At 46.6% G+C, this 21,550-nt stretch carries 15 protein-coding genes; all 15 read right to left on the bottom strand.

Annotation, left to right across the window (positions count from 1 at the left end):
• Window positions 1-2 precede the first annotated feature (2 nt).
• A complete protein-coding gene (locus tag NYE45_RS13950) occupies window positions 3-2,282 on the bottom strand; it encodes an AraC family transcriptional regulator (protein ID WP_340017094.1) in 2,280 nt (759 codons plus the stop codon).
• A gap of 102 nt (window positions 2,283-2,384) precedes the next feature.
• Window positions 2,385-4,616, bottom strand: a complete 2,232-nt coding sequence (locus tag NYE45_RS13945; protein WP_340017093.1) for a glycoside hydrolase family 88 protein — start codon at window positions 4,614-4,616, stop codon at window positions 2,385-2,387.
• Between the two features lies 1 nt (window position 4,617).
• Complete coding sequence (locus tag NYE45_RS13940) at window positions 4,618-5,946, bottom strand: Gfo/Idh/MocA family oxidoreductase (RefSeq protein WP_340017092.1); 1,329 nt, start codon at window positions 5,944-5,946, stop codon at window positions 4,618-4,620.
• Window positions 5,943-7,481: an extracellular solute-binding protein gene (locus tag NYE45_RS13935; RefSeq protein WP_340017091.1), complete on the bottom strand. Its 1,539-nt coding sequence runs from the start codon at window positions 7,479-7,481 to the stop codon at window positions 5,943-5,945. The genes NYE45_RS13940 and NYE45_RS13935 overlap by 4 nt, the downstream gene beginning before the upstream one ends.
• A 23-nt stretch (window positions 7,482-7,504) precedes the next feature.
• Window positions 7,505-8,374: a carbohydrate ABC transporter permease gene (locus NYE45_RS13930; RefSeq protein WP_083679484.1), complete on the bottom strand. Its 870-nt coding sequence runs from the start codon at window positions 8,372-8,374 to the stop codon at window positions 7,505-7,507.
• Window positions 8,375-8,376: 2 nt separating this feature from the next.
• Window positions 8,377-9,336 carry an ABC transporter permease subunit gene (locus NYE45_RS13925; RefSeq protein WP_340017090.1) on the bottom strand — a complete coding sequence of 320 codons (960 nt, stop codon included), beginning with the start codon at window positions 9,334-9,336 and terminating at the stop codon, window positions 8,377-8,379.
• A 267-nt stretch (window positions 9,337-9,603) separates the two neighbouring features.
• A complete protein-coding gene (locus NYE45_RS13920; RefSeq protein WP_340017089.1) occupies window positions 9,604-10,299 on the bottom strand; it encodes a hypothetical protein in 696 nt (231 codons plus the stop codon).
• 146 nt (window positions 10,300-10,445) lie between these two features.
• Complete coding sequence (murB, locus tag NYE45_RS13915; RefSeq protein ID WP_340017088.1) at window positions 10,446-11,336, bottom strand: UDP-N-acetylmuramate dehydrogenase; 891 nt, start codon at window positions 11,334-11,336, stop codon at window positions 10,446-10,448.
• A gap of 132 nt (window positions 11,337-11,468) precedes the next feature.
• On the bottom strand, window positions 11,469-13,499 hold the full coding sequence (locus tag NYE45_RS13910) for a methyl-accepting chemotaxis protein (RefSeq protein WP_340017087.1): 2,031 nt from the start codon (window positions 13,497-13,499) through the stop codon (window positions 11,469-11,471).
• Between the two features lie 232 nt (window positions 13,500-13,731).
• On the bottom strand, window positions 13,732-14,721 hold the full coding sequence (locus NYE45_RS13905) for an SDR family NAD(P)-dependent oxidoreductase (RefSeq protein WP_340017086.1): 990 nt from the start codon (window positions 14,719-14,721) through the stop codon (window positions 13,732-13,734).
• A gap of 160 nt (window positions 14,722-14,881) precedes the next feature.
• The gene (locus NYE45_RS13900) at window positions 14,882-15,490 is read right to left on the bottom strand and encodes a hypothetical protein (RefSeq protein WP_340017085.1); all 609 of its coding nucleotides are present in this window, start codon (window positions 15,488-15,490) and stop codon (window positions 14,882-14,884) included.
• Window positions 15,491-15,683: 193 nt separating this feature from the next.
• A complete protein-coding gene (locus tag NYE45_RS13895) occupies window positions 15,684-17,087 on the bottom strand; it encodes a PQQ-binding-like beta-propeller repeat protein (RefSeq protein WP_340017084.1) in 1,404 nt (467 codons plus the stop codon).
• A gap of 195 nt (window positions 17,088-17,282) precedes the next feature.
• The gene (locus tag NYE45_RS13890; protein WP_340017083.1) at window positions 17,283-19,334 is read right to left on the bottom strand and encodes a serine hydrolase domain-containing protein; all 2,052 of its coding nucleotides are present in this window, start codon (window positions 19,332-19,334) and stop codon (window positions 17,283-17,285) included.
• A gap of 110 nt (window positions 19,335-19,444) precedes the next feature.
• On the bottom strand, window positions 19,445-20,743 hold the full coding sequence (locus NYE45_RS13885) for a GHKL domain-containing protein (RefSeq protein WP_340017082.1): 1,299 nt from the start codon (window positions 20,741-20,743) through the stop codon (window positions 19,445-19,447).
• A 1-nt stretch (window position 20,744) separates the two neighbouring features.
• Entirely contained in the window at window positions 20,745-21,485 is a 741-nt protein-coding gene (locus tag NYE45_RS13880; protein WP_340017081.1) for a LytTR family DNA-binding domain-containing protein, read from the bottom strand.
• Between the last annotated feature and the right edge of the window lie 65 nt (window positions 21,486-21,550).

Genomic DNA, 21,550 nt, shown 5'->3' with positions numbered 1-21,550 from the left:
GATCAAGACTCACCTAGCACACCCCTACGGCTTCGCATTATCTCTCTGTACTTACCCGGTGTAATTTCCTTGTATTTTCGATACACACGAATAAAGCTGTTCTCATGCTGATAACCCACCATCGTTGCGATCTCGGAGATTCTGTAATCCGTATCCAGCAATAGTTCACAGGCACGTTCCATCCGAAGCTTGGTGAAATATCCGTGGATGGTATCGCCCATTTCCTGCTTGAACAATTGGCTTGCCAGACTGCTTCCGATCCCGGCATGCTCGGCAATCTCCTGAATGCTTACCGGATCTTCCAGGTGGTTGTTCATAAAAGCAATCATATGTTGGCATTGTAAAAAATCTTTGCTGAGCATAAGGCTATCGAACCAATCAGCCAAACTTTCGATCTGACTTCGCAGCACTTCACAGACAGCCTCAAGATGCATGGTCCGCATATCCACCATTTCGAGTCTGCAACCTTCTGTCTCGCGCTTCAGGCGAATACGTTCAAGTGTAGCTGCAACAGCTTCAAGAAAGGCCAGCGCAGATGAAGGATGCCATTGCTCATGTGCCATTCGACCGATTATTTTGTCAAAAGCCTTCAGGGCTTCTTCGTCTCTGCCTGCTTCGATGATCTCCGTCAGTTGAGTCATGAATTCATGTTCTTCCGATGTGTTCTCCGGCGGTTGCAGACCTGATATCTCTTCATACGAAATAACTCGCTCATTCCCCCGGTACAATCTGTAATCCAACGCACTCTCCGCTTCATGCATGGCTCGCTGAAGGTGTACGAACCCGTCTTGACCCCCGCTAACGCCGCTCGACACCTGGAACTTGAGCAAGCGGGAAATCATGCCAATTGCCTCTCGAATTGATGTCGCTACGCTCATTTCCCCGCCATAATCAAGCGGTTGCAGCATCACGAGCATCCGATCTCTGCCCAGATCGGCAGATAACACTCGCCACTGTCCAGACAACAGTTCAGCAGTGATATTCCCAATGGCAAATTTCAGCAGGGAGTGATCCGATTTCTTGAAGCGTTCACACCAGGCCTGATAATTGTCAATTGACAACATAGCAATAGAGAGTGGCTCATCGCTCCAATCCTTGAAGTAACGGCACCATTTCTCGCTAATCTCCCGACTTCCTGTCATATGTCCGTTATAAATATCCGTCAGAAATTTGGATGAAGCTTCCGGAAGGGTCTGCCTGAGATTGATGGCCTGCTGAGCATGATCTGTTAACAGTTGACCCGTTATTTTCTCCAGATCGATCTCTTCCGGATGAATTTTCTCCTGGTCGTACCCACTGAGTAGTTGCCTCATGCGTCTTACCGGTCTAAAAGCAGCTGCATTGTAAAATGTGATTGTAGCCGCTCCTGCTACAAGAGCCAACAGAGATACGATAAAAACAATATTACGGATTTTCTGTGCATTAGCCAGCAGACTGTCTTGTGATATTACGGACAGATAGCGCCATCCGGTGTAAGGTGAAATGGTCTGTGAAGCCAGTAAAAGCTTACCCTCATGCTTAAACTCGCCAAGCTTTTCACCATCCAGTTGGGTGAGCACATGACTGACGGCTTCCTCTCCGACGGCATAATTGCCAAGATCATATAAAGGCTGGTTGTTGGTGTCGAGGATGAATCGATGGCTGTCAAGGTCGGAGACGGATGAGAGCAGCATGTGCTCGAACATCTTCTCTGTCTTGAAATTGACTGCGATAACCCCTTTTAAGTCGCCAGCAATCATTATTTTTCGGTAAAGTGTAATTTGCGGCATGGATGCACCAGAAGAAGTGGAAATCTCACGTTGCTTGACCAGCATGGGACGCTCTTCAAGTTCATCGGCAACGCCAACCCAACCCGCATCCGGAAAATTAACCTTGCTTGAGCTGTAGCCTTGTGGAAAAGCAACGATGCTCTCCCGATTCATATCATAAATGTAAGCGCTCTTAATAAAGGACGTACTACTGATTAAAGTTTCCAGAAATTGTACCAGTTCCGTAATATTGCGGTATGATCCTTGTACTTCATTGGTGAGAAATCGGTATACATTACTGTTCAGTGCAATTTTCACGGCAATCTGGTCACTTTCGCGGATCACTTCATCAATATCATTCATACTGATGCGCAGCATCTGGTGCTGCGGCTCACTTAATTCTTGCTGTAACACCGACTTGGAAGAATAATACGTTGTCATCCCCACCGCAATAATAATCATGAAGACAACCACGGTCAGAATCAACAGCAGCCGGGTCTGGGTATTGGTGACATTAAATTTCAGCCACTTCAAGAAGGAAAGGGTCACAATTATCCCACCTCATATGCAATATACCGATATTATACCGTTCCCATATGCCCAATACGACCCGGTACAACAGCCTATTTTCTCCCTCTAAAAAGATGATTTCTCCATTTCTCCCGGAGTTTCGACCCTTTCCGCAGCGAAATTTGGCGTGTTCGTCTGCCATTCCTGCATGGAAATCGTTTCAAGCCCAGCAAGAAGTACAATGCCGATCCCATGGGTATCATTCAGATTCCACCCCAGTTCGTGCTTATAATAATGATTCGTGAAAGAGTAACTGGAGCCACGACATACGCCGTATACATTGCCTCTTTTATCAATTGTGCGCTCTACAAGCCCCTTCCACCCTTGTTGCACCGCTTGTGCATAGGGTTTCGGATCTAAAAGCCAGCCCTTTCGCACCCCTCGGGCGTACGCATAGATGAACATGGAGGTACAGGATGTTTCCTCATACGACTCCGGGTCCGTTAATACCTGATGCCACAATCCGTTTTTACCCTGCAATGCCAAGTATCCTTCACACAATTCCCTGTAGAACTGAATGAGAACTATATAGGATGGATGTTTTTGAGGAAGGACCGTCAGCAGTTCGGACAAAGAGAACAGCACCCAGCCGTTGCCTCGCCCCCACGGGGTCCGTGTTGGCTCACCTCGCTCCACATCGAATACATGGGACATGATTTGACGCTCTGAAATATACAGATACTTTTTATACAAAAGAACCTGCCTTGCCGCTTCATCCAGCAGCTTATCGTCACCTGACCATTCGGCGTACCTGCACAGGAACGGGATGCTCATATACAGATCATCACACCACATCGTGTTATCCATCGATCTGGAGACACCAATCTTGCGGTATAACGTGCCATCTTCCAGACGAGCCTGTTCATACAAAACATAGTCTGCGATATGCGCTGCCGTCTCTGAAACGCCGTCCAACTTGCGTTCCTGATCGGCAAGCAGCATGGTGGCGCCGAAAGATCCACAGTCATCCAGGCTGTCGATATGGGAGAGCTGATTATTCAGCCCAGCTGCACCATAACGTTCTCTGTCCCATAAGGAGTAGCTGAAACGTGAAGAGGCAAATTCAATGTGGTTCAGCACATAGTCTCGAATATCCGCTCGCTGACCCGCTTTGCCGAGCTGAAGCAATCCGTATAACGTGACGCCTAGGGGATAGTTCCATCGGCCATACCATTCATTTTCCAGAAATGGACGTACCTCTCCGCCTGGCACCTCTGTTCGCCAGTATACTTCTTCACCTGTTCCGCTACGAACAGTCCGCTTCATCTTCTGGCAGGAAGACAGATCAATCTCTTGTTTCGCTTGAAAAGGACCCAGGTACAGCCAATTGTCTCTATGCCCTTTTACATCCAGTGCAGGCGTCAGCAGTTCTTGTGTAGTCAGGTCCATACGGAATCCCCAATTCCGGTCGCCACATGTACACTTTACAGTCAGATCTTGCACCGCAGCAGACAATGGCAGTTCGAAACGGAAGAGACCGGCCTGCTCTTGTCGGAATAGCACCTTGCTATCCACCGAGAATTCAATCGGGCTGTAAGCCTCACCAGAGATTTGCACAGTCTCAAAGCCACATTTCGTACCCCTTATCTTCGTCCATGCATATGCAGACATGCCACTGGTCAATCCATACATCCGTGCTAACTGTCCATAAGGCGATGGCTTCTCGGGGTCTTCCTCCCGAGGCAACCAGTTAACGCCAGTGGCCTTCTCTCGCATGGGGCCAGAAGGAATTTCCGACAACGGAACATCCAACGGCTCGCTGTAGAGCCAGCCTTCTTCCCCATCTCGTTCGAGCGAAGGCACAATGAAGTGAAGTGGTTTGTTCTTCCGGGAGCCAGTGCCAAACTGGCCACCTCCCCCCTTTTTCCCTAATTTGAATTCAAGAACGAAGTGATTCCAGCCTCTGTCCAGTTGACATTTCAGTTTCAGAACAGGTATCTCAGGATATTCTTCCTCTGGAGCAGAACCATAGATCAACACGCCATTATGATATAGCCTAACAGGTCCGAAGCAGGTGATATGAAAAACAAATTCCTGATCACTGTCGCTCCACAGTTTGGCCCATGTATAGACCTGTTGTCCTCTCTGCATGTTGGGGAATAGATCCACCAGCGGGAAGACGTAGCGGTGATCATCACACTTGCGTACAAGTCCTGGTCGACTCACTCTGTAGACCGGAGGATGAGGAGGATTGGCTCCAATGTACCTTGCCGCAATGCTCATCAGAGCGTGCTTAATGCCTCCACCACTCTGATAAGCCATGCTCTCCTCCGGTTCAAAATAAACATGGCTACTCATATCACTTCTCCCTCCCTTTGTGCGTGGGCACTCTGCTGTTCCAACCACCCAGCACCTCGTCTATGGAAATAGGCCGATGCTCTTCCACGGATCGCCATACTGCTTCTCCAGCGGCAACGGAATAAGCCCCATCTTCAGCGCCCGACAGAATTCGGTAAGGGCGTCTCTTATCTTCACCAAGGAAAATATCCTCGAGCAGCAGTGGATCTCCTCCTCCATGCCCACCTTCACGATGAACAACGTGAATCGTCTCTTTCGAACCAAAGAGCGGAAAGTAATCAATCGTCTGGACCGGTGTGGGAAAAGGCGTCCGGGCGGGCATATGATACTCCAGTGTTTCCAGACGCCCCTTTGTACCATTTACCGCCAGACGGTAACCCTCGTAAGGAAGAGAGAAATTGACCGAATAACTCATCAGTGCACCCCCGCTATATTTCACGGCTGCAGCGTACGTATCTTCAATCTCAATGGTGGAATCGAAGATACACTGGTCGGGGCGGTATGAAGTGTACGGAAACTCCTTCTGGCTTGCTATACCGAGCTGGTTCAGATGGTCATCCGGTACCCGGATCTGACGACTGCGGGACGTCCAGCGGGAATAATAGGCACACTCTTCTGACACATCGCATGTACGGCAATGTCTTCCGTCCTCCTGTGCGGGATTCCATTCACCTTCAGCCCCATAATAGTTCAGTGCTCCATAGGCAAAAACTTCAATTGGCTTTTGATTGATCCACCACTGTACCAGATCAAAGTGATGGGTACTTTTATGGACAGACAGACCGCCTGAGAATGCCCGTTCACGGTTCCAGCGTTTAAAATAACTGGAGCCGTGATGGGTATCGATATACCAGTTAAGGTCTATGGAAGTGACGCGACCGAGTTTCCCCTGCTGAATCAATTCCTTGATGCGCATGTGGATCGGCATATACCGATAATTGAACGTTACGATGACGTTGCCTTTACTCCTTGCTTCCGCTTCAAGAATACGTTTGGCATCAGCTCCTGTCGTCGTCATCGGCTTTTCGGTAATAACATCAAGATCCCGCTCCAACGCGGCAACAATATAGTGGACATGGGTATCATCCCTGCCAGCCACGATGATACAGTCAGGCCGAGTATCATCGACCATGACCCCGAAATCCGAAGCTCCATATACTGCTATTTCTGTGTGCTCAGGAAAACGGGCGCGATAGACTTCAAACCGTGCAGGATCGGTATCCAACAGCGCGACAACCTCTGAATTATGGCTAAACAGCTCATGAATTGGTTTTGCAAATTGTCCTAATGCTCTGCCGCTGACTCCACATAGGGCATATCTTTTTTTCATTTTCTCACCTTCTCATACCATTCCTGTACACGCTGGGTGACCACTTCTCCCCCGGAAGCATTCCATTTCTTCACATATTCATCATAAGCCTCGATCGGCAGCTCGCCGATGACAATCTTGGTCAATACCTCCTGGAACAGCTTGTGGGACTGGATATCAGGAAAACCTTCATATACAGAGGCTGGCAGACCGTCACCTGCAATTTGCCGTGCATCGGCAGTACTGACTTCGAACATGTCTTTGACCATTTGCTGCTGATCTTCTGGATATGTCTCTTCAATTCGTTTATTCATGTCTTCTGCTGTAGTGAGATTCTTCATACCCAAGGCAAGCGGTTTATTGTCAGCAGGTGGAAGAATGACTTTGCGTCCATCCTTGACTTCATGCTGCTCACCTTCAAGACCGAAGCGACCGAACTCATCATTTTCAGGATTATAGAAGAAGTCCAGCAGCTTCAGCGCATTTGGCGCATTATCCTGTTTGGTGGCTGGGATCATCCATTCCGGTTCGCCCATGCTCTTCTGGGTGACAAAAGCTTCAAACCCTTCGGCTTTGGGCAACGGCATTGCTGCAATGTAGGCATCTGGAGCCTGGGTCAGCATCGCATTGTACCGATCTCGCACATTTGCAGGCAAATGGTACCAGCTGCCTACGAGGTTATTATTGATTTTGGCCTGCCAGACTTCCCCTTTGTTCAAGAAGGTTTCATTGTCCAGCAGTTTTTCCACATATAACATGCGAATGAACTTGATTGCTTCCCTCATATTGTCTGTAGTCCCTGCGTACTGGATTTTTCCATCGTATTCATCCCATTCGGGATATCCTTCCCACATCGCCACACCATACATGGCGAACAGATGGTCCATCCATCTGCCGAATTCCCTGCCGCTTGTTGGCAGTTCATCCGGTTTGCCGTTGCCATTCGGGTCTTTGTCACGGAAGGCTGTGAGCAGCTCCACATATTCATCAGTGGTCTTTGGCAACTCCATGCCCACCTTATCCACCCAATCCTGACGTATTAACGGTGCACGTTCAGGCACAAGAAATACCTTGGGCACATAATAGATTTTACCGTCAGGTGAAGCAGAGCGTACGATATCCCAAGCTTCCTGAGGAATACTTTCCCACACATGCGGTGCATATTCAGGTAGCAGTTCATCCAGTGGCAACGCGCCTCCCTGCTGAATCAGCGTCTGCTCAATGCCTCCAATCGGGCGCAGGATATCTGGCAGTTCATCCGAGGCAATCATCAGGTTCAAGTATTCGGATGGCTCTGAACCCGGAGGCGTTGTAATGAGTTCATACTGGACTCCGGTCTGTTCAGCGATGTATTTCACATGTGGATTATCCGCAGTTGGCAAGCTTCCGACACCCATATGGCTTTTGAATACTTTGACTTTTACAGCTCCACCACTGCCTTCGCCGTTACCACCGTCATTTCCGGAATTAGTAGTAGCCGAGCCACATCCTGCGGCCAACAGCATGGCTAGACTGAGCATCAGCGGCATCATCTTGCGGGTCAGTTGTTTTCTCATGGAATCATCCCCCTGAACATGGTTTATTCTTTCAGTGATCCAAGCAAGGAACCTTTCACAAAATACTTCTGTAAATAAGGATACACCAAAATTATGGGAACGCTTGCAAAAAGTATCGTCGCTGCCTTTAACGTGGTTGTATTGAAGTTGTAATCACCTAGGAACATGTTCACCTGAGCCAGTTCCTCCGGGCTAGTTAAATATGCTCGTAGCTTCATCTGCAAAGGCCAGAGACCTGGATCACGAAGGAACAATACTGCCCGCTGGAACGTATTCCAGTATCCTACCGCATAGAACAGACTGACCGTAGCAAGAACCGGCTTGGATAGCGGCAGATAGATCTGGAACAAAATTCGGAAGTCATGACAACCGTCGATTCTTGCCGTGTCATCAAGTTCCTTGGGCAAGCTCATAAAAAAGGTACGCAGAATGACCATATTAAATGTGCCAATTACACCAGGAATGATCAGAGACCAGATGGAATTCATCATCCCCAGCTCCCTCACCGTCAGGAAGAACGGGATCATCGGTGCATTAAAAATCATCGTAATCACGATGCCCAGCATGACTTGTTTGCGAATCATGAATTCTCTGCGCGACAACGGAAAAGCGGTCAGCACTGAAAACAACATACTAAGTGCAGTACCCACTACCGTAATGAATACGGTTACACCAAATGATTGCCATAAACCCGAGCTTTGCAAAATGTGCTTCCATGAAGCGAAGGTAAAACCGACAGGCCACAGAAATACTTCTTTGGAGTCTGCTGCAACCGGCGAACTCAGGGAAACCGCAAGCAGATGCAGCAATGGAAGGAGCATCGTAAAGGCTGCAAGTGTCAGGAAAATGTAATTGGCGGTTTGGAACAGCTTTTCTCCAATCGTCTGCTTGATCATTACCACAACCCCTCTCCTGATTTTCTCGCAAGCCGATTGAAGACCCAGAGCAGAATAAAGCCAATCACTGACTGGAATAGACCAATGGCTGTTGTTACGCTATACTGCCCTTGCAGGACACCTGAACGGTATACATATGTCTCAATGATATCTCCTACCGAGTAGGTCATCGGTGTCAGCAGGTTATAGATCTGATCAAAGCCAAGTTCCAGGAAATTGCCGATATTCAGCAGGAACAGCGTCAGGATTGTTGGGAATAACGCAGGTAGCGTAATGTAGATTGTCTGTTTCCAACGATTCGCTCCATCCATCACTGCCGCTTCATATTGCGTGGGGTCAATGCCACTTACCGCAGCAAGATATATGATCGTTCCCCAACCCACCTCTTTCCAGATGGAGGAAAGGACGACGATAGGACGGAAATATTGCTCTTGTTGCATATACAAAATCGGTTCGAACCCGAACCACCCACGGACAGCGTTTACAAAACCACCTGAGGCTAGCACCTCAAACACGATCCCCCCGACGACAACCCAGGAGAGAAAATGAGGCAGATAGAACAGGCTTTGCAAAAAGCGTTTGGCAAGCATTTTTCTCACTTCGTTGAACAATAGCGCCAGCAGGATGGGAGCAGGAAATCCGATCACCAGTTTGTATAAGGCAATCAGAGCTGTGTTCCGAAGCACATGATAGAAATCCTGATACGTAAAAATAAACTTGAAGTTATCCAGACCTACCCATGGGCTGCTCCATATACCTTTCATAATCTGAAAGTTCTGAAATGCGATCACGCTTCCGCCCAGTGGAATGTACTTGAAAATAATATAGAACAAAATACCGGGCAGGATCATGACATACAACATCCAGTGTTTTCGAATGTTACGTAGATAACTTGGTTTGACGGGTCTATTGACTCTAACCCCGGGTTGCAGCTTTGATGTTTCCGACAGCTCAGCCATACGATCGCGGGCCCCCTTTGACAAAATGATGGTGAATGACGAGCAGGCTCCTCTGTTCACATGTTAAGGGAGAGCGGGGTCAGCAACAATCGTTCAATCAGCCATAGCATGAGCCAATCGCTTGCGCGACGCGGGTTTGTAGGATCGGTTCATTCGTTGGCGGAATGGTTGGTACTACTTTGGCAGCAAAAAAGGCCGCCAAAGGCGACCTCTGAAACGATTATGGTGTTGTTTACTTTTCACTTTATGTCTTTGATAGTACCTATCTCATTTCCTCAGAGTTAACGACCCACTGTCATTGGCATCTTTAATTTGTTCATGGGTAATTAGCTTCCCTTCTTCGTTAAATCCCTTAATTATATATGGGATAGCCGCTGACGGAGGAAGGTAAATATACCAGATCAAGTGTCCATGACTCACCTCAACCAGTTTCGCTTCGCTCGCAATTACTGTTCCATTTTCCTGTGTCTCTACGGATATACGTTTAATGGAAGAGTCTTGAATATTACCAAATAACATCGGAAACGGAGTGGAGACTTGGTCCAGTATCGGAATACTCATATAATCCAAAGCAAACTCGCCTTCTGTAGCCTCGCTGACGGAATATCCTCCACCCCACACCCATTTCCATCCGAAAATGTTCTTGCGAACATACTCCACCTGAAGATTACTGATATTCTCCCTACCTTTTTTATGTGTAAACAAAATCATGCCCCCATCTACAGCCTCCTGATGAATAAATTGCGAGGTATAAAATTCACCTCTAAATTCCTGAACTGCCCCCTCAGGACTGTTCGCTATAGGTATACGTATAGGTTCATTCATTCCCCAAACTTTGGAGATCCGTCGATCAGCTAACCCGCCAGCTCGTTCATTCATATACATATAAGTAACGACTGACAAGAGCGACAGTAAAATCACCATTGCCGCAATTAGTACAATTCTTCTGTTACGTTTGGACACCTCAATATACACTCCTTATGATAACGATGAAATATTAAACAAAATCATTCTAATATTACCATAATTAGCATACAGGCACTTGATTTCGTGCAATCCCCTCAATCAAAAAAGGCCGCCAAAGGCGACCCCTCAAGTCATTCATCAAGTTATTCTCCCAGAAAAATTACTTCGGTTTCCAATTCAACTTGGAACGTATCATATACTTTCTTCTGAATAAATTGGATCAGATCCATATAATCCTGGGCAGTAGCGTGATCCACATTTACGATAAAACCCGCATGCTTCATAGAGATTTCAGCCCCTCCAATGCGAGTACCTTGCAAGTTGCAGTCCTGAATTAGTTTTCCGGCAAAATGTCCTTCAGGTCGTTTAAATACACTTCCACAAGAAGGGTACTCCAGCGGCTGCTTGGATTCTCTCAAGAACGTTAATTCCTTCATTTTGCTTGCAATATCATCCTTGTTTCCTTTTTTGAGCCCGAATTCGGCCTCCAATATGATATAGTGATCCATCTTGAAAAGACTATTTCGATAACCAAACTTCATCTCTTCTCGCGGGATCTCCAACACTGCGCCGTCTTTGGTGATCACAGTCGCACGTTCAACTACATCAGCGATCTGACCGCCATAAGCACCAGCATTCATGTATAGTGCGCCCCCCGTGCTGCCGGGAATGCCACAAGCAAACTCCAAACCGGTCAAGCTATGCTCTAAAGCAAGTCTGGATACATCAATGATATCAACGCCGCTTTGCGCAATCATGCTGTCCTCATTCACTTTAATTTGGTCGAAGTGGCTAAGAGAAATCGTTACTCCCCGGATGCCGCCATCTTTAATGATGACGTTCGACCCTTTGCCAATAACCGTCAGAGGCAATTGATGTATGTTGGCAATCTCTACGATTTTTGTGATTTCGTCTATCGTTGTTGGATGGATGAGAATATCTGCGTTACCACCAATTTTAATAAACGTGTGATTTTTTAGCGGTTCATTGAATTTCACTTTTTCCAAAGGTATCTGATGTTCAAAAATATTCATGATTTTCTCTCCCTGAATTCATAAAGAAATGATTGCACCATCGCGAATTAAGATGCTCCTTCTTTATTATATGCTAAATAGGAGATTTTGTTTGAAATTATGTTGTTTTCATTATAATTAATCGCATTCTCTTTAGATTTTGAACCTTTCCGTGAGTTCCTGAAGACGTGATGCCATGCGAGCCAGATAAGATGAAGATGAACTGATCTCTTGCATTGAAGCAAGTTGCTGCTCTGTTGCCGCAGATACCGTCTGTGCTCCTTCCGCCGTTTCCCGGGAAACATGAGAAATGTCCTCGATTTTCGCCACCACATGGGAGGTTTCTTGAACAATATCATCGGCCATGGTGGACACTTCGCTGGCTTTGCTGTTCACCTTATCCACGGACAAGGTGATTTCGTCAAAGAGCTGGCCCGCCGTATTCATGACGTTCATCCCTTTGGAAACCTCATCAATCGCCTCAACCATGGATTGATCCGCATGCTGGATTCCTTCATTGATGCTGCCAATTAGTGTATTGACTTGCTTCGCTGAAGCGGCTGCCTGCTCCGCGAGTGCGCCTACTTCTCTGGCTACAACAGCAAAACCTTTGCCGTGCTCACCTGCCCGTGCAGCCTCAATGGACGCATTCAAAGCCAGTAAATTGGTCTGACGGGAGATATCGGAGATGACCTTGATAATTTGCCCGATCTCCAACGAAGTCTGAACCAGATGGTTAATCCCATCCGACACACGGTTGACGGAATGGTGGATGGTTCCCATTTGTGTCACAGCGCCAGTGATGGCCTGTCCGCCTTCCTTGGATTTCTCCGCAACCTGTTCTGTAGCTATAGCTGTTGCTGAGGCATTATTGGCGATATGACCGATTTGTTCCGCCACATGCTGAATAGTACGCAGGCTTTCTTCAACCAGCGCGACCTGTCTGTCAGCGCCTTCCGCCATCTGTTCAATCGTTTCAGCAATATGCCCTGTTGCCGTAGCACTTTGACCCGCATTAGCGGATAACTGTTCCGAAGCGGTGACCAGTTGATTAGACGAATTTTGTACTTCGGATACAATGGAATTCAGGGAACCGACCATCAGGTTGAAGGCATCACCCAACTGACCCAGTTCGTCATTCGAATGGATGGCTGCACTTCGGCTCAAATCTCCCCGACTGACTTCCCCGGATACATCATTCAATGTTTTGAGCGGTTTGGTGATCGAACGCACGATCAAGATGGTCATCCCTATACCTAATAGGGCAAACACGGAGATGACTATCAAAGTATTGTTCCAGATGGGTTTGGCCGCTTGCACAATCTCGATCGGCGAGCGATCCCCTGCAATTTTCCAACCCGTAAGCTGATTGGTAATATAGACGAGTTGGCGTGTTTCTCCTTCAGGAGAACTTTGTTCAATTTGCCCGGAATCGCCTTCAAACATCGTTGTCCCGGGTCCTCCCTCCCCTTGAGTGCTGTCTTGTTCTGCATCGGAAGAAGCGTTGACCGGTGTTGCACTAGCAGTTTCCGCTTCCTCACCCTGTGGACCATCAGCGCCCCACGGCGGGGTTACGATCATGGAGCCATTCGCGCCAAAAATGACGACAAAGCCGTTATCTCCAATTTTAATCTGACCTACAGTTTCTTGCAGAGTGCTTAAATCCAGGGTTACGGCGACGACTGACTTGCTGTCACTGGACGCTTTCGCTAAGGTCACTACCGTGTTACCCGACTGTTCCGAAGTGAACGGCTCTGTCAGAACAACCTGTCCTGGAGCGGCAATCGCCTTCGTATAGTATTCGCTCTCCAGAGGTTTATCGTTGTCTGGCTGGCTCTGACTGGAAGAAGCGTACACATGCTGTCCGTCACTGTTAACGAAGATAGCCGATTCGACCTCCGAATGGTTATTGGTATAGGCCTTTAATGCGGCTTCAGGATTCGTTGATGTAATGGATTCGGATAAGAGTCCCACATCTGATTGTTTAGCTTGTATGTATTGGTTAACCATGCTGCTAACGAGCGATATGTCCGTGTCGGCCATGTTGGCGAGCTGTGTATCTACTTGCTGTTTGGCGGTCAGATAGGCGAATCCTCCTATAACCAGACTGGGAAGCAACAATACGATTAAAAATGAGGCTACCAGACGGTTCCTGACCGTACCGAGTTTTTTCTTGATTTTCATAGGCGTTTCTCCTTATGTATGATGTATCGTAGCTTATCCTCTATTAAGCATGAAGTAGATGAGGGTATGATTAGTTTTAACTTAAAGATATATGAAAATTTTCATGGATTTAAATGGATGTTTTCAGAAATAAAAAAAAAAACGCCTTGCGGAACCAGCATCTGGGCTGGATAAACACCGCAAGGCGTTTCTCATGCAATATCGTTATCTCGTGCACAAGTTAATTACATGTTCAGGAGAGCACTATGTCCGTTTGAGTCAGCTTGGCCGATAGCTCCCATAAACGAATAGCTTGCTCGGAGTCGATAGCATACTTTTTGACCCCATAGAAGCCTCCGTCCTCAGGAGCCAATTCACTGATGTCACAATCCTCGCAGTAGACACCGCCTTTTCCCTCAAGCTGAGGAGAGGTTGCTGCCCAGACCTGCGTCGCCGCCCCCTGCTCAGGTGTTTTGAACGCAGGATTAGCCACTTCTCCAGATTCATCAATCCAACCCAGAGCAATCATTTCCTCTTTTGGCATATGACGCTGTAGTGGTGTCATAATTCCGCCTGGATGAACGGAGAAAGCTCGTACGCCTTGCCCAGCACCACGTCTGTCCAACTCAACGCTGAATAAAATCGTTGCTGTTTTGGACTGTCCATAGGCAGGGAATTTCTCATAGCCGTGCTCAAATTGGATGTCCTCCCAACGAATCGGTGAGAAATGATGTCCCGCTGATGCCAACGAAACAACACGTGCTCCCCCCTGACTTGCGAGTGCAGGCCATAACAGATTCGTCAGGGCAAAGTGTCCCAGATGATTGGTTGCAAATTGAGCTTCCCAACCAGGACCTACCCGCGTCTCCGGGCAAGCCATGATGCCAGCATTAAGAATAAGCATGTCGATGCTCCGATCACTCGCCAGAAACCGCTCGGCAAAAGCACGAACGCTGGATAAATCAGCGAGGTCCAATTCATCTATTTCAACGCCTTCCAGACCAGCAAGTGCTTCTTTCGCAACCGCCGGACGACGCGCAGTCACCACGACACGTACTCCCGCATTCACAAGCACGCGTGTCGTCTCCAACCCAAGGCCGGAATAACCACCCGTTACAATGGCAAGTTGCCCGGATAAATCAAGATCTCTCAATACATCCTGCGCTGTGCTGTTATGGTTGAAGCCAGAGCCGATTTTATGTTGTAAAGTTTTAAAATTATTCTCCTGTGTCAATCTGTTCATCTCCTTTGGGATAGTTCTTCTTTTGCAAAGTCTACACCTTAGAGTGTACTCTAAGTCAAATGGAAGTGAATAAATCGTCTCGCAACTTCTCCGTGCATTTGCAAAAGTAAAAAAAGCCGCCAGTTGGCGACTTTCGTTGAAAAGATCATCGTCCTTCAGATTATGAATCACCCTGAACGGTGGATAACGAAACAAGGACCGGACTGGCGAAATCAGGGGCTTCTTCCCCTTTGGGGTTATGAAGACGGAATAGAAAAGCGTCCCCTTCTTCTGATTTCCAAACCAGATAATCGCTGATCCCTTTTTCTCCAGAGGCCTGAAGATAAAGCTCGGCGGAACCAAGCGGGTGCTCCACCAGTTCTCCGCTATAATCGGATACCTTACCTGCTTTTTCTAATTCTTTCTTGCCCGCTGTCTCCAGTTCTGCCAGGTCATAATCCGCAGGAAGCGGTTCAATATCCACATAATAGTCAGCGTTACTGGTCAGTGACAGACGGCCTTGAGCAGCATCAAACGTGAATTTCTCGAATACGTACAAGGAGAATCCTTCTCCTTGTTGCAAAGTCGCCTCCAGTGATTGATTGCCATCTGCGGTCAACATTTCAAAACTCTCGGTCTGTGGACGCTCCGTTTCATTCGCTTCTTCTGTTACACCCGTTGGCGTAGAAGGTTCAGGGCTAGCCGAAGGTTCATTACCAGAGCAAGCTGCAAGTGCAAGAACCATAACGATTAGCGAGATACTCATCGGAATAGAACGTGGTTGTAACATCAGGTTCATTCCTCCCTGTCTTTATTCTGTGTATACATGTTATTACCCATATAGAGACTCGGAACCCATAGGTCCAACCTATGAACTTATCCATAATCGATATTTCCCTTGATCACTTTCAGCGAGCTATGTTGTGATCCGGTCTTCTCAGGTGATTTTCATTCGGAGGCAGATGCAGCTAAAACGAAAATCTTTATTTCAGCGATGCTGGCAGCTTAACGCCGAGTAGTTTGCCTTCGGCTTGGATGATGATCATTCCGTTTGTCTTCAACGTCGTGTTGTGCAGATCTCCACCGGTGGAGACGCGGAAGACCGACTGACCCGACATCATGTTGAGGACAAGCAGTGTGCCGTTACGTTGTGCTCGATACATTCCTTTGCCGTAAACATCAATCTGAGAAACGGGGGCAGCACCATGCCACTGGACCTCTTGACCATTAGCCAGCTTGATGCCTGTAATTTCTCCCGTGTTTCCGTTTTTGAAGATCAACCTTTCCTGTGTAATGCCCAGCCATACCATATTTTCACCATAAGGGCGCTGAAAAGTTCGAATAGGTGCGGTTACCGACTTGGTCGGATTCAACGGATACTCCGCTATCTTATCCCCTTGTAGAATGTATAGTTTGTCTTTATTGGAAAATATCCCTCCATACCCATTCACATACGGTGGATCCCCCGGCATGGTCCACTTATACTCCTGACTCCCTTTTAACACACCGGTCTTCAGATTGTACGCATTGACTTTCCATTTGCGTTCTGGTGAAGACTCATCATTTCCCAAAATTGAAGAATAGTAGTCCGCTGAGTACACAAGACCGTCTTTGATCTGAATAGCTTCCCCCTGACCAAAATGACCCCATAGTTTCTTGCCCGTTTTTTTGTCATATGCATTAAGCTGTGTGGATGTAAGTGCCCCTTGGACAAAAAAGGTTCTCAGCACCACACCATTAGATTCTCTCAGATATTCAGTACCATGACCTTCACCTAATGGTTCATCTGCCTCCCAGCGCAGTTTACCTGACTGGATATCCAGTGCAAACGTTGTACTCCCCTTAATCACGTAGAGGGTATCCACTGTTGGAATCAGAGCTTCCGTACGGTTATACGTATCAATCCAGGTGGATGTGCCTGACTGCCATTTTGCCTTGCCTGTCTTTGCATTCAAGGCATATGGCTTATGATCAATGGTCAGTCCGTAGAGAACGCCGTTTTGATAGGTAATATAAGGCGTCAGTTCTTTGCCGTAAGTCCACAACCGTTTACCTGTTGTCGCATCGAGTGCAATCAGCTTCGATCCAGCAAACGTGAATACTTTGCCTTCCTCTGCGATCGCATTAACTCCAACATACGTCTCGTTCATATTTAGATAGTTATCTACTTTCGCTGTCCAAGAAGGTTTCAGTTCAGGTACAGTGATGCGCTGATACGAATACCAGTTACGGATGGATACATCCGATGTTTCAGCATGTGCCTGCGATGGCAACACACCGATCACGCCGTGAACCATCAGCATTCCGGCAGTAATGCCTGCAATGATGGGTCTTCCTGCTCTTATTTTGCATTGCTTATTCATTTGACGTTTACGTATATTGATCATGGATAGCGATTCCTCCTATTGAAAATTAGCCTGATATATAACTACATAAACATAACGTGTGATAGGTCCAATTAGTTACCAGATTGTTAAATTATTCAAAGAGAATATCAAAAAAGCCGCCACTAGGCGACTTCTTGATAACTATATTTTTCCGGTGAAAAGTTACAAAAGTGACTTTGTACTAACGTCCCAGCTTTACTTCAATTGGATCTGGAAGACATCCCCGGCATCACCACCAAAAACGATAAAACCACTTTTCGGGAGCTTCGTCGACTCCTGATTGGTTGCTACAGAGAAGTGAACCATTTCGCCTTTCTCATCATACACCGCATAACCTCCACTCTCCGGAGAATCCACTGTGATGGATTTGTTCGCTGAACGGGTATCGATTGCATACCACCGAGCCTGACCGTTAGCTGGAATGGTCGTCAGCCCCTTTTTCCCACCAAAGATCGGAGTAATGGCATCCTCCGCAATGTATTCCTGTCCATCCTGCAACAAAATCTCGGCGCCATTTTTCGTGGAGAATTGCAGATCGAATGCGTCTCTTCCGTTCATTACAGGAATCTCGGCAACATTCTCTGCGTTGTTCGCATCCATGATGTGCGTTCCATTAGCATAGCCATTTTCGGCATCAACGGATAGATTCTTGATTAGCATCGATGGAAGCAAATAGAAGATCGACGTTATTTTTTCATCCAGCGCGTAATATTTCGAGCCGTTACGTGCTGTCCATTTCTCTTTCGTTGCTGTATCCAGCGCGTTATGCTCTAACTTTTGATAATCATACGTGTTCATCACCGTTTGACCTAAACCAGGTAACGTCATCATCGCTTGAACTTTAACATACACCTTGTCATTACGTTCCTTCACAAAGCTGGCTTTCACACTGCCATCCATACTCGTAAAATGTTCATCGCCTGTATACACATAGTTCTGCTCCGGAATGATTCCTCCCAGCAAGGCAGGCAGTTGCATCTCACCATCCTTGATCGCTATATCCAGTGTTGCACCTACCGTACCATATAGGCCTGAGTACGAATTCAACTCCGTCGGCATTTTCACTTTGACAGGTGGTGAGAATGTCTGATCAGGCTGAACATCATCAATGATGCCTTGATCCGCCAGAACGTCCAGCAGCACTTTGCTGGCAAACATCTGATTGTAGACGGAAGATCCGCCAGATGATAGCACCGCCATTGAAATGTCATGTTCCGGTATGGTGATTAACACGGCATGGTACAACATGGTATCTCCGCCTTTGGCAAGCGCGGTAATCCCATAATCGCTAAAAGGTGCAAGGTCAACCGAATCCCACCCCAAGCCATAATTGATCGTATTTTGCTCATCAGATACCCATATGCCCTTACGATATTCATGCGATTGCATGGCCTTCACAGCAGATTCGGACAAAATATCCGGTCTATTCCCCATTAAAACCTCTCCGAATTGGCTCAATTCCTCTGCGGTAGAGTACACTCCGCCTGTACCGATAATGTTTGCATTTTCGGTAGGCATCGTCATCTCAAGTGTAGGCCAATAGGTTTCGGATAACTGCGCTCTGTCAAAGGAATCTAGTGGTGTCTTTGTTTTTTCCAACTTCAACGGCTCGCTGATGAACTTGGCGATATATTCGCTGTAGCTTAATCCGCTCACCCGTTCAACCAGGATTTCAAGCAATTGAAAACCGTCATTGGCGTAGACGGAGTATGCGCCAGGTTTGGATTTCAGTTTTTCGGACTGAAGTTTGAGCAATAGTTCATCATGATTGCGGGTGTCATTATCGTCAAACAACATGCTGTTTCCATAATGTGTACCGTATAGACCGGATGAATGATTCATCAGCATACGCGGTGTAATTTGAGTATAGCGCGCATCTGCCATTTTAAAGTCCTTGATATACGAAGTAAGCGGCTCATCCAGATCTATTTTACCGGCATCGACCAGCTTCATGGCGGCTGCCGTAACAACCATTTTGCTAACTGAGCCTATGCCATACATGCTATCCTTGTCTATTGGCTTCTGTGATGCCTTATCGTGCAGTCCTACACTATCTGATAAAATGTATTCTCCTTCATCCATGATCGCATATTGCACACTGGTGACACCGTAGTTTTGCACCATCGCCTTGGCGATCTGCTCCGCCCGTGCCTCAATCGTACCGCTGTTATTCGCCTCTGCGCTGACATCTGCCAGCGGTGTAATGACAAGCACCGCTGTACATAAAAGACTAATTAATTTCTTCATCCCATGTCCTCCCTCAAATGTTCTTATGAATGAATTCATCATATCCGGGAAGAGACAGATCGAACGCAAAAGGACCCTGAATGGAAAAAAACAATCCCTGAACGGCAGGTTCAGGAATTGTTGGTGTGGAACGGAAGCACGACCATGTTGTTAAACTTCCGATGCTGATGCTCAATACTCATATGTCCACCATATTTCTCGCACATTCTCGATATATTGGTTAGACCGATCCCATGGTACTCGGGATTGGGCTTCTCACTTTTCAAGTCAACAATCGGTTGCTCTACATGATTCATAATCTGGATAACGAGTGCAGATGATGTGGAGTGAATGGCAATGAGGATATATCGATCCTCCGCCTGTCTGACCTTCTTGGAAGCTTCAATTGCGTTATCGAGCATGTTACCGAGCACCACACACAGATCGTATCGATCAATCTGGACATGCTGCGAGTGGAGCTGGATTTTGGTGTCGATTTTGATCCCGTTTGCCTGCCCCATAGCCAGGGTATTCGTAACGAGAGCATCAATGACCAGATTGCCGGAGTTCACCCGCTGGTACGCACCTTCAATGGTATTTAATGTAGACTTGATATGGTCACCTGCCGCCGCAAGTTCGTTACGTTGGATACATTCATCGATATACAGAAACTGCTGGTTAATATCATGGATGATGGATTTAATGCTTTTGAAACTGTGAACGGTCTTCTCATAGTTGGCATCCTGATAGTCCATCTGACGCTGTAACTGGGCATTTGCATGCGCAAGCTGTACCTTTTCCACCATATTATCGAATACATAAACAATGAACACGTTGAGAAATAGAGAGCCTAGTACAGAAAAGACGTAGAATATGTTTTTTTCACTATATATCGAGGCCACATTGATCTGATAGATCGTAATAATGGGTACGATGAGAAACAGCAAATAATAACGATAATGGACGGCAAAACTTCTGCGTTTGGCCACTAGACGCACTATTTGAATAACAATGAACATGATACTGCAACCAACCAGCATCACTTTGGATAGAATCCAGTGGTTTTCTCCGTTGAACTGTTCCCATGAGATAAAATCTGTGGATTCCAAAACTCCGAGAATATATACAGCTATCGTATTCGCCATCGTAATCAGAACTGCATACAGGATGGTAAAAACAAGTTTTATTTTGAACTCCACTTCATAGGATTGCGCCAGACTGAAGATTAATAGCAGGGCAACGGCAGTAGAAACGATGTCCGAGAAGGAAGAAACCAAATAAAAATAACAAAGCAGGATAAAAACGATAAAATAAATGGCTCTATGCGGCTTCCGCCTGGACTTGCCCAACACAGAATCAAAATAAAAGTTCGCCTGAAATGCCATAAGCAAAGTCACGAAAATGATGGAAAAGATCATGTAGGTATCCATATCATTGAATCCTCATGATCATGTATTTGGTATAGGCATCCTTGACTTCTTTGACCTTGGATCGGCCTATGGGCAGTTCCATTCCATTTAACATGACGACTTGGGTACCGGAAAACTTCTGAACATGCATCAAATTAATGATAATCGAGCGATGAATCTGCAAAAAACCATGGTCTTTCAAGCCTGATGCGTAGCTCGATAGAACACCTTTGGTCTCATGCACATTTTCCTCGGTCACAAACTTCAATTTATTCTTGATCGTTAAACTTTTGACGACCTCAATCCACTGAATATCATCATATTTCAAAAGAAGTTCATCATACTCTGACTTGATCAGTACATACTTTTTGTCCAGTGCCTGAAAATATTGACACAGCTTAATCATCTTTTCCTCGAAGACTTGCGGCTGGATGGGTTTGATCAGATATTGAAAGGTGATGACATCGAAGCTCTCCACCATATATTCCGGGTAACTGGTCAAGAACATAATCTGAACGTCCAGAAACTTCATACTCCTGATCTCTTTGGCCGTCTGAATCCCGTTCATTCCGCCCATCTCCACATCCATGATGAGAATATGAAATGTATCTCCGGCATCTCTATAATGGGAAAGTAGTTCTTCACCAGATGTGAATAAGCTAATTTGAAAATCAAAATTGGTTTTTAAAGACAAGGAGATCAGCATCGTTTTCACACGTTCTCGCTGCTGTTCCTCGTCATCACAGATTGCAATATTGAACATGGGGGACATCCGCCTTTCATCGACATCGACTCTGATTTCACTCTCGAATATACTATTTTAACACA

Source organism: Paenibacillus sp. FSL K6-1318 (assembly GCF_037976905.1).
Classification (GTDB): Bacteria; Bacillota; Bacilli; order Paenibacillales; family Paenibacillaceae; genus Paenibacillus; species Paenibacillus amylolyticus_A.
This window is presented reverse-complemented; position numbering and strand designations above follow the sequence as displayed.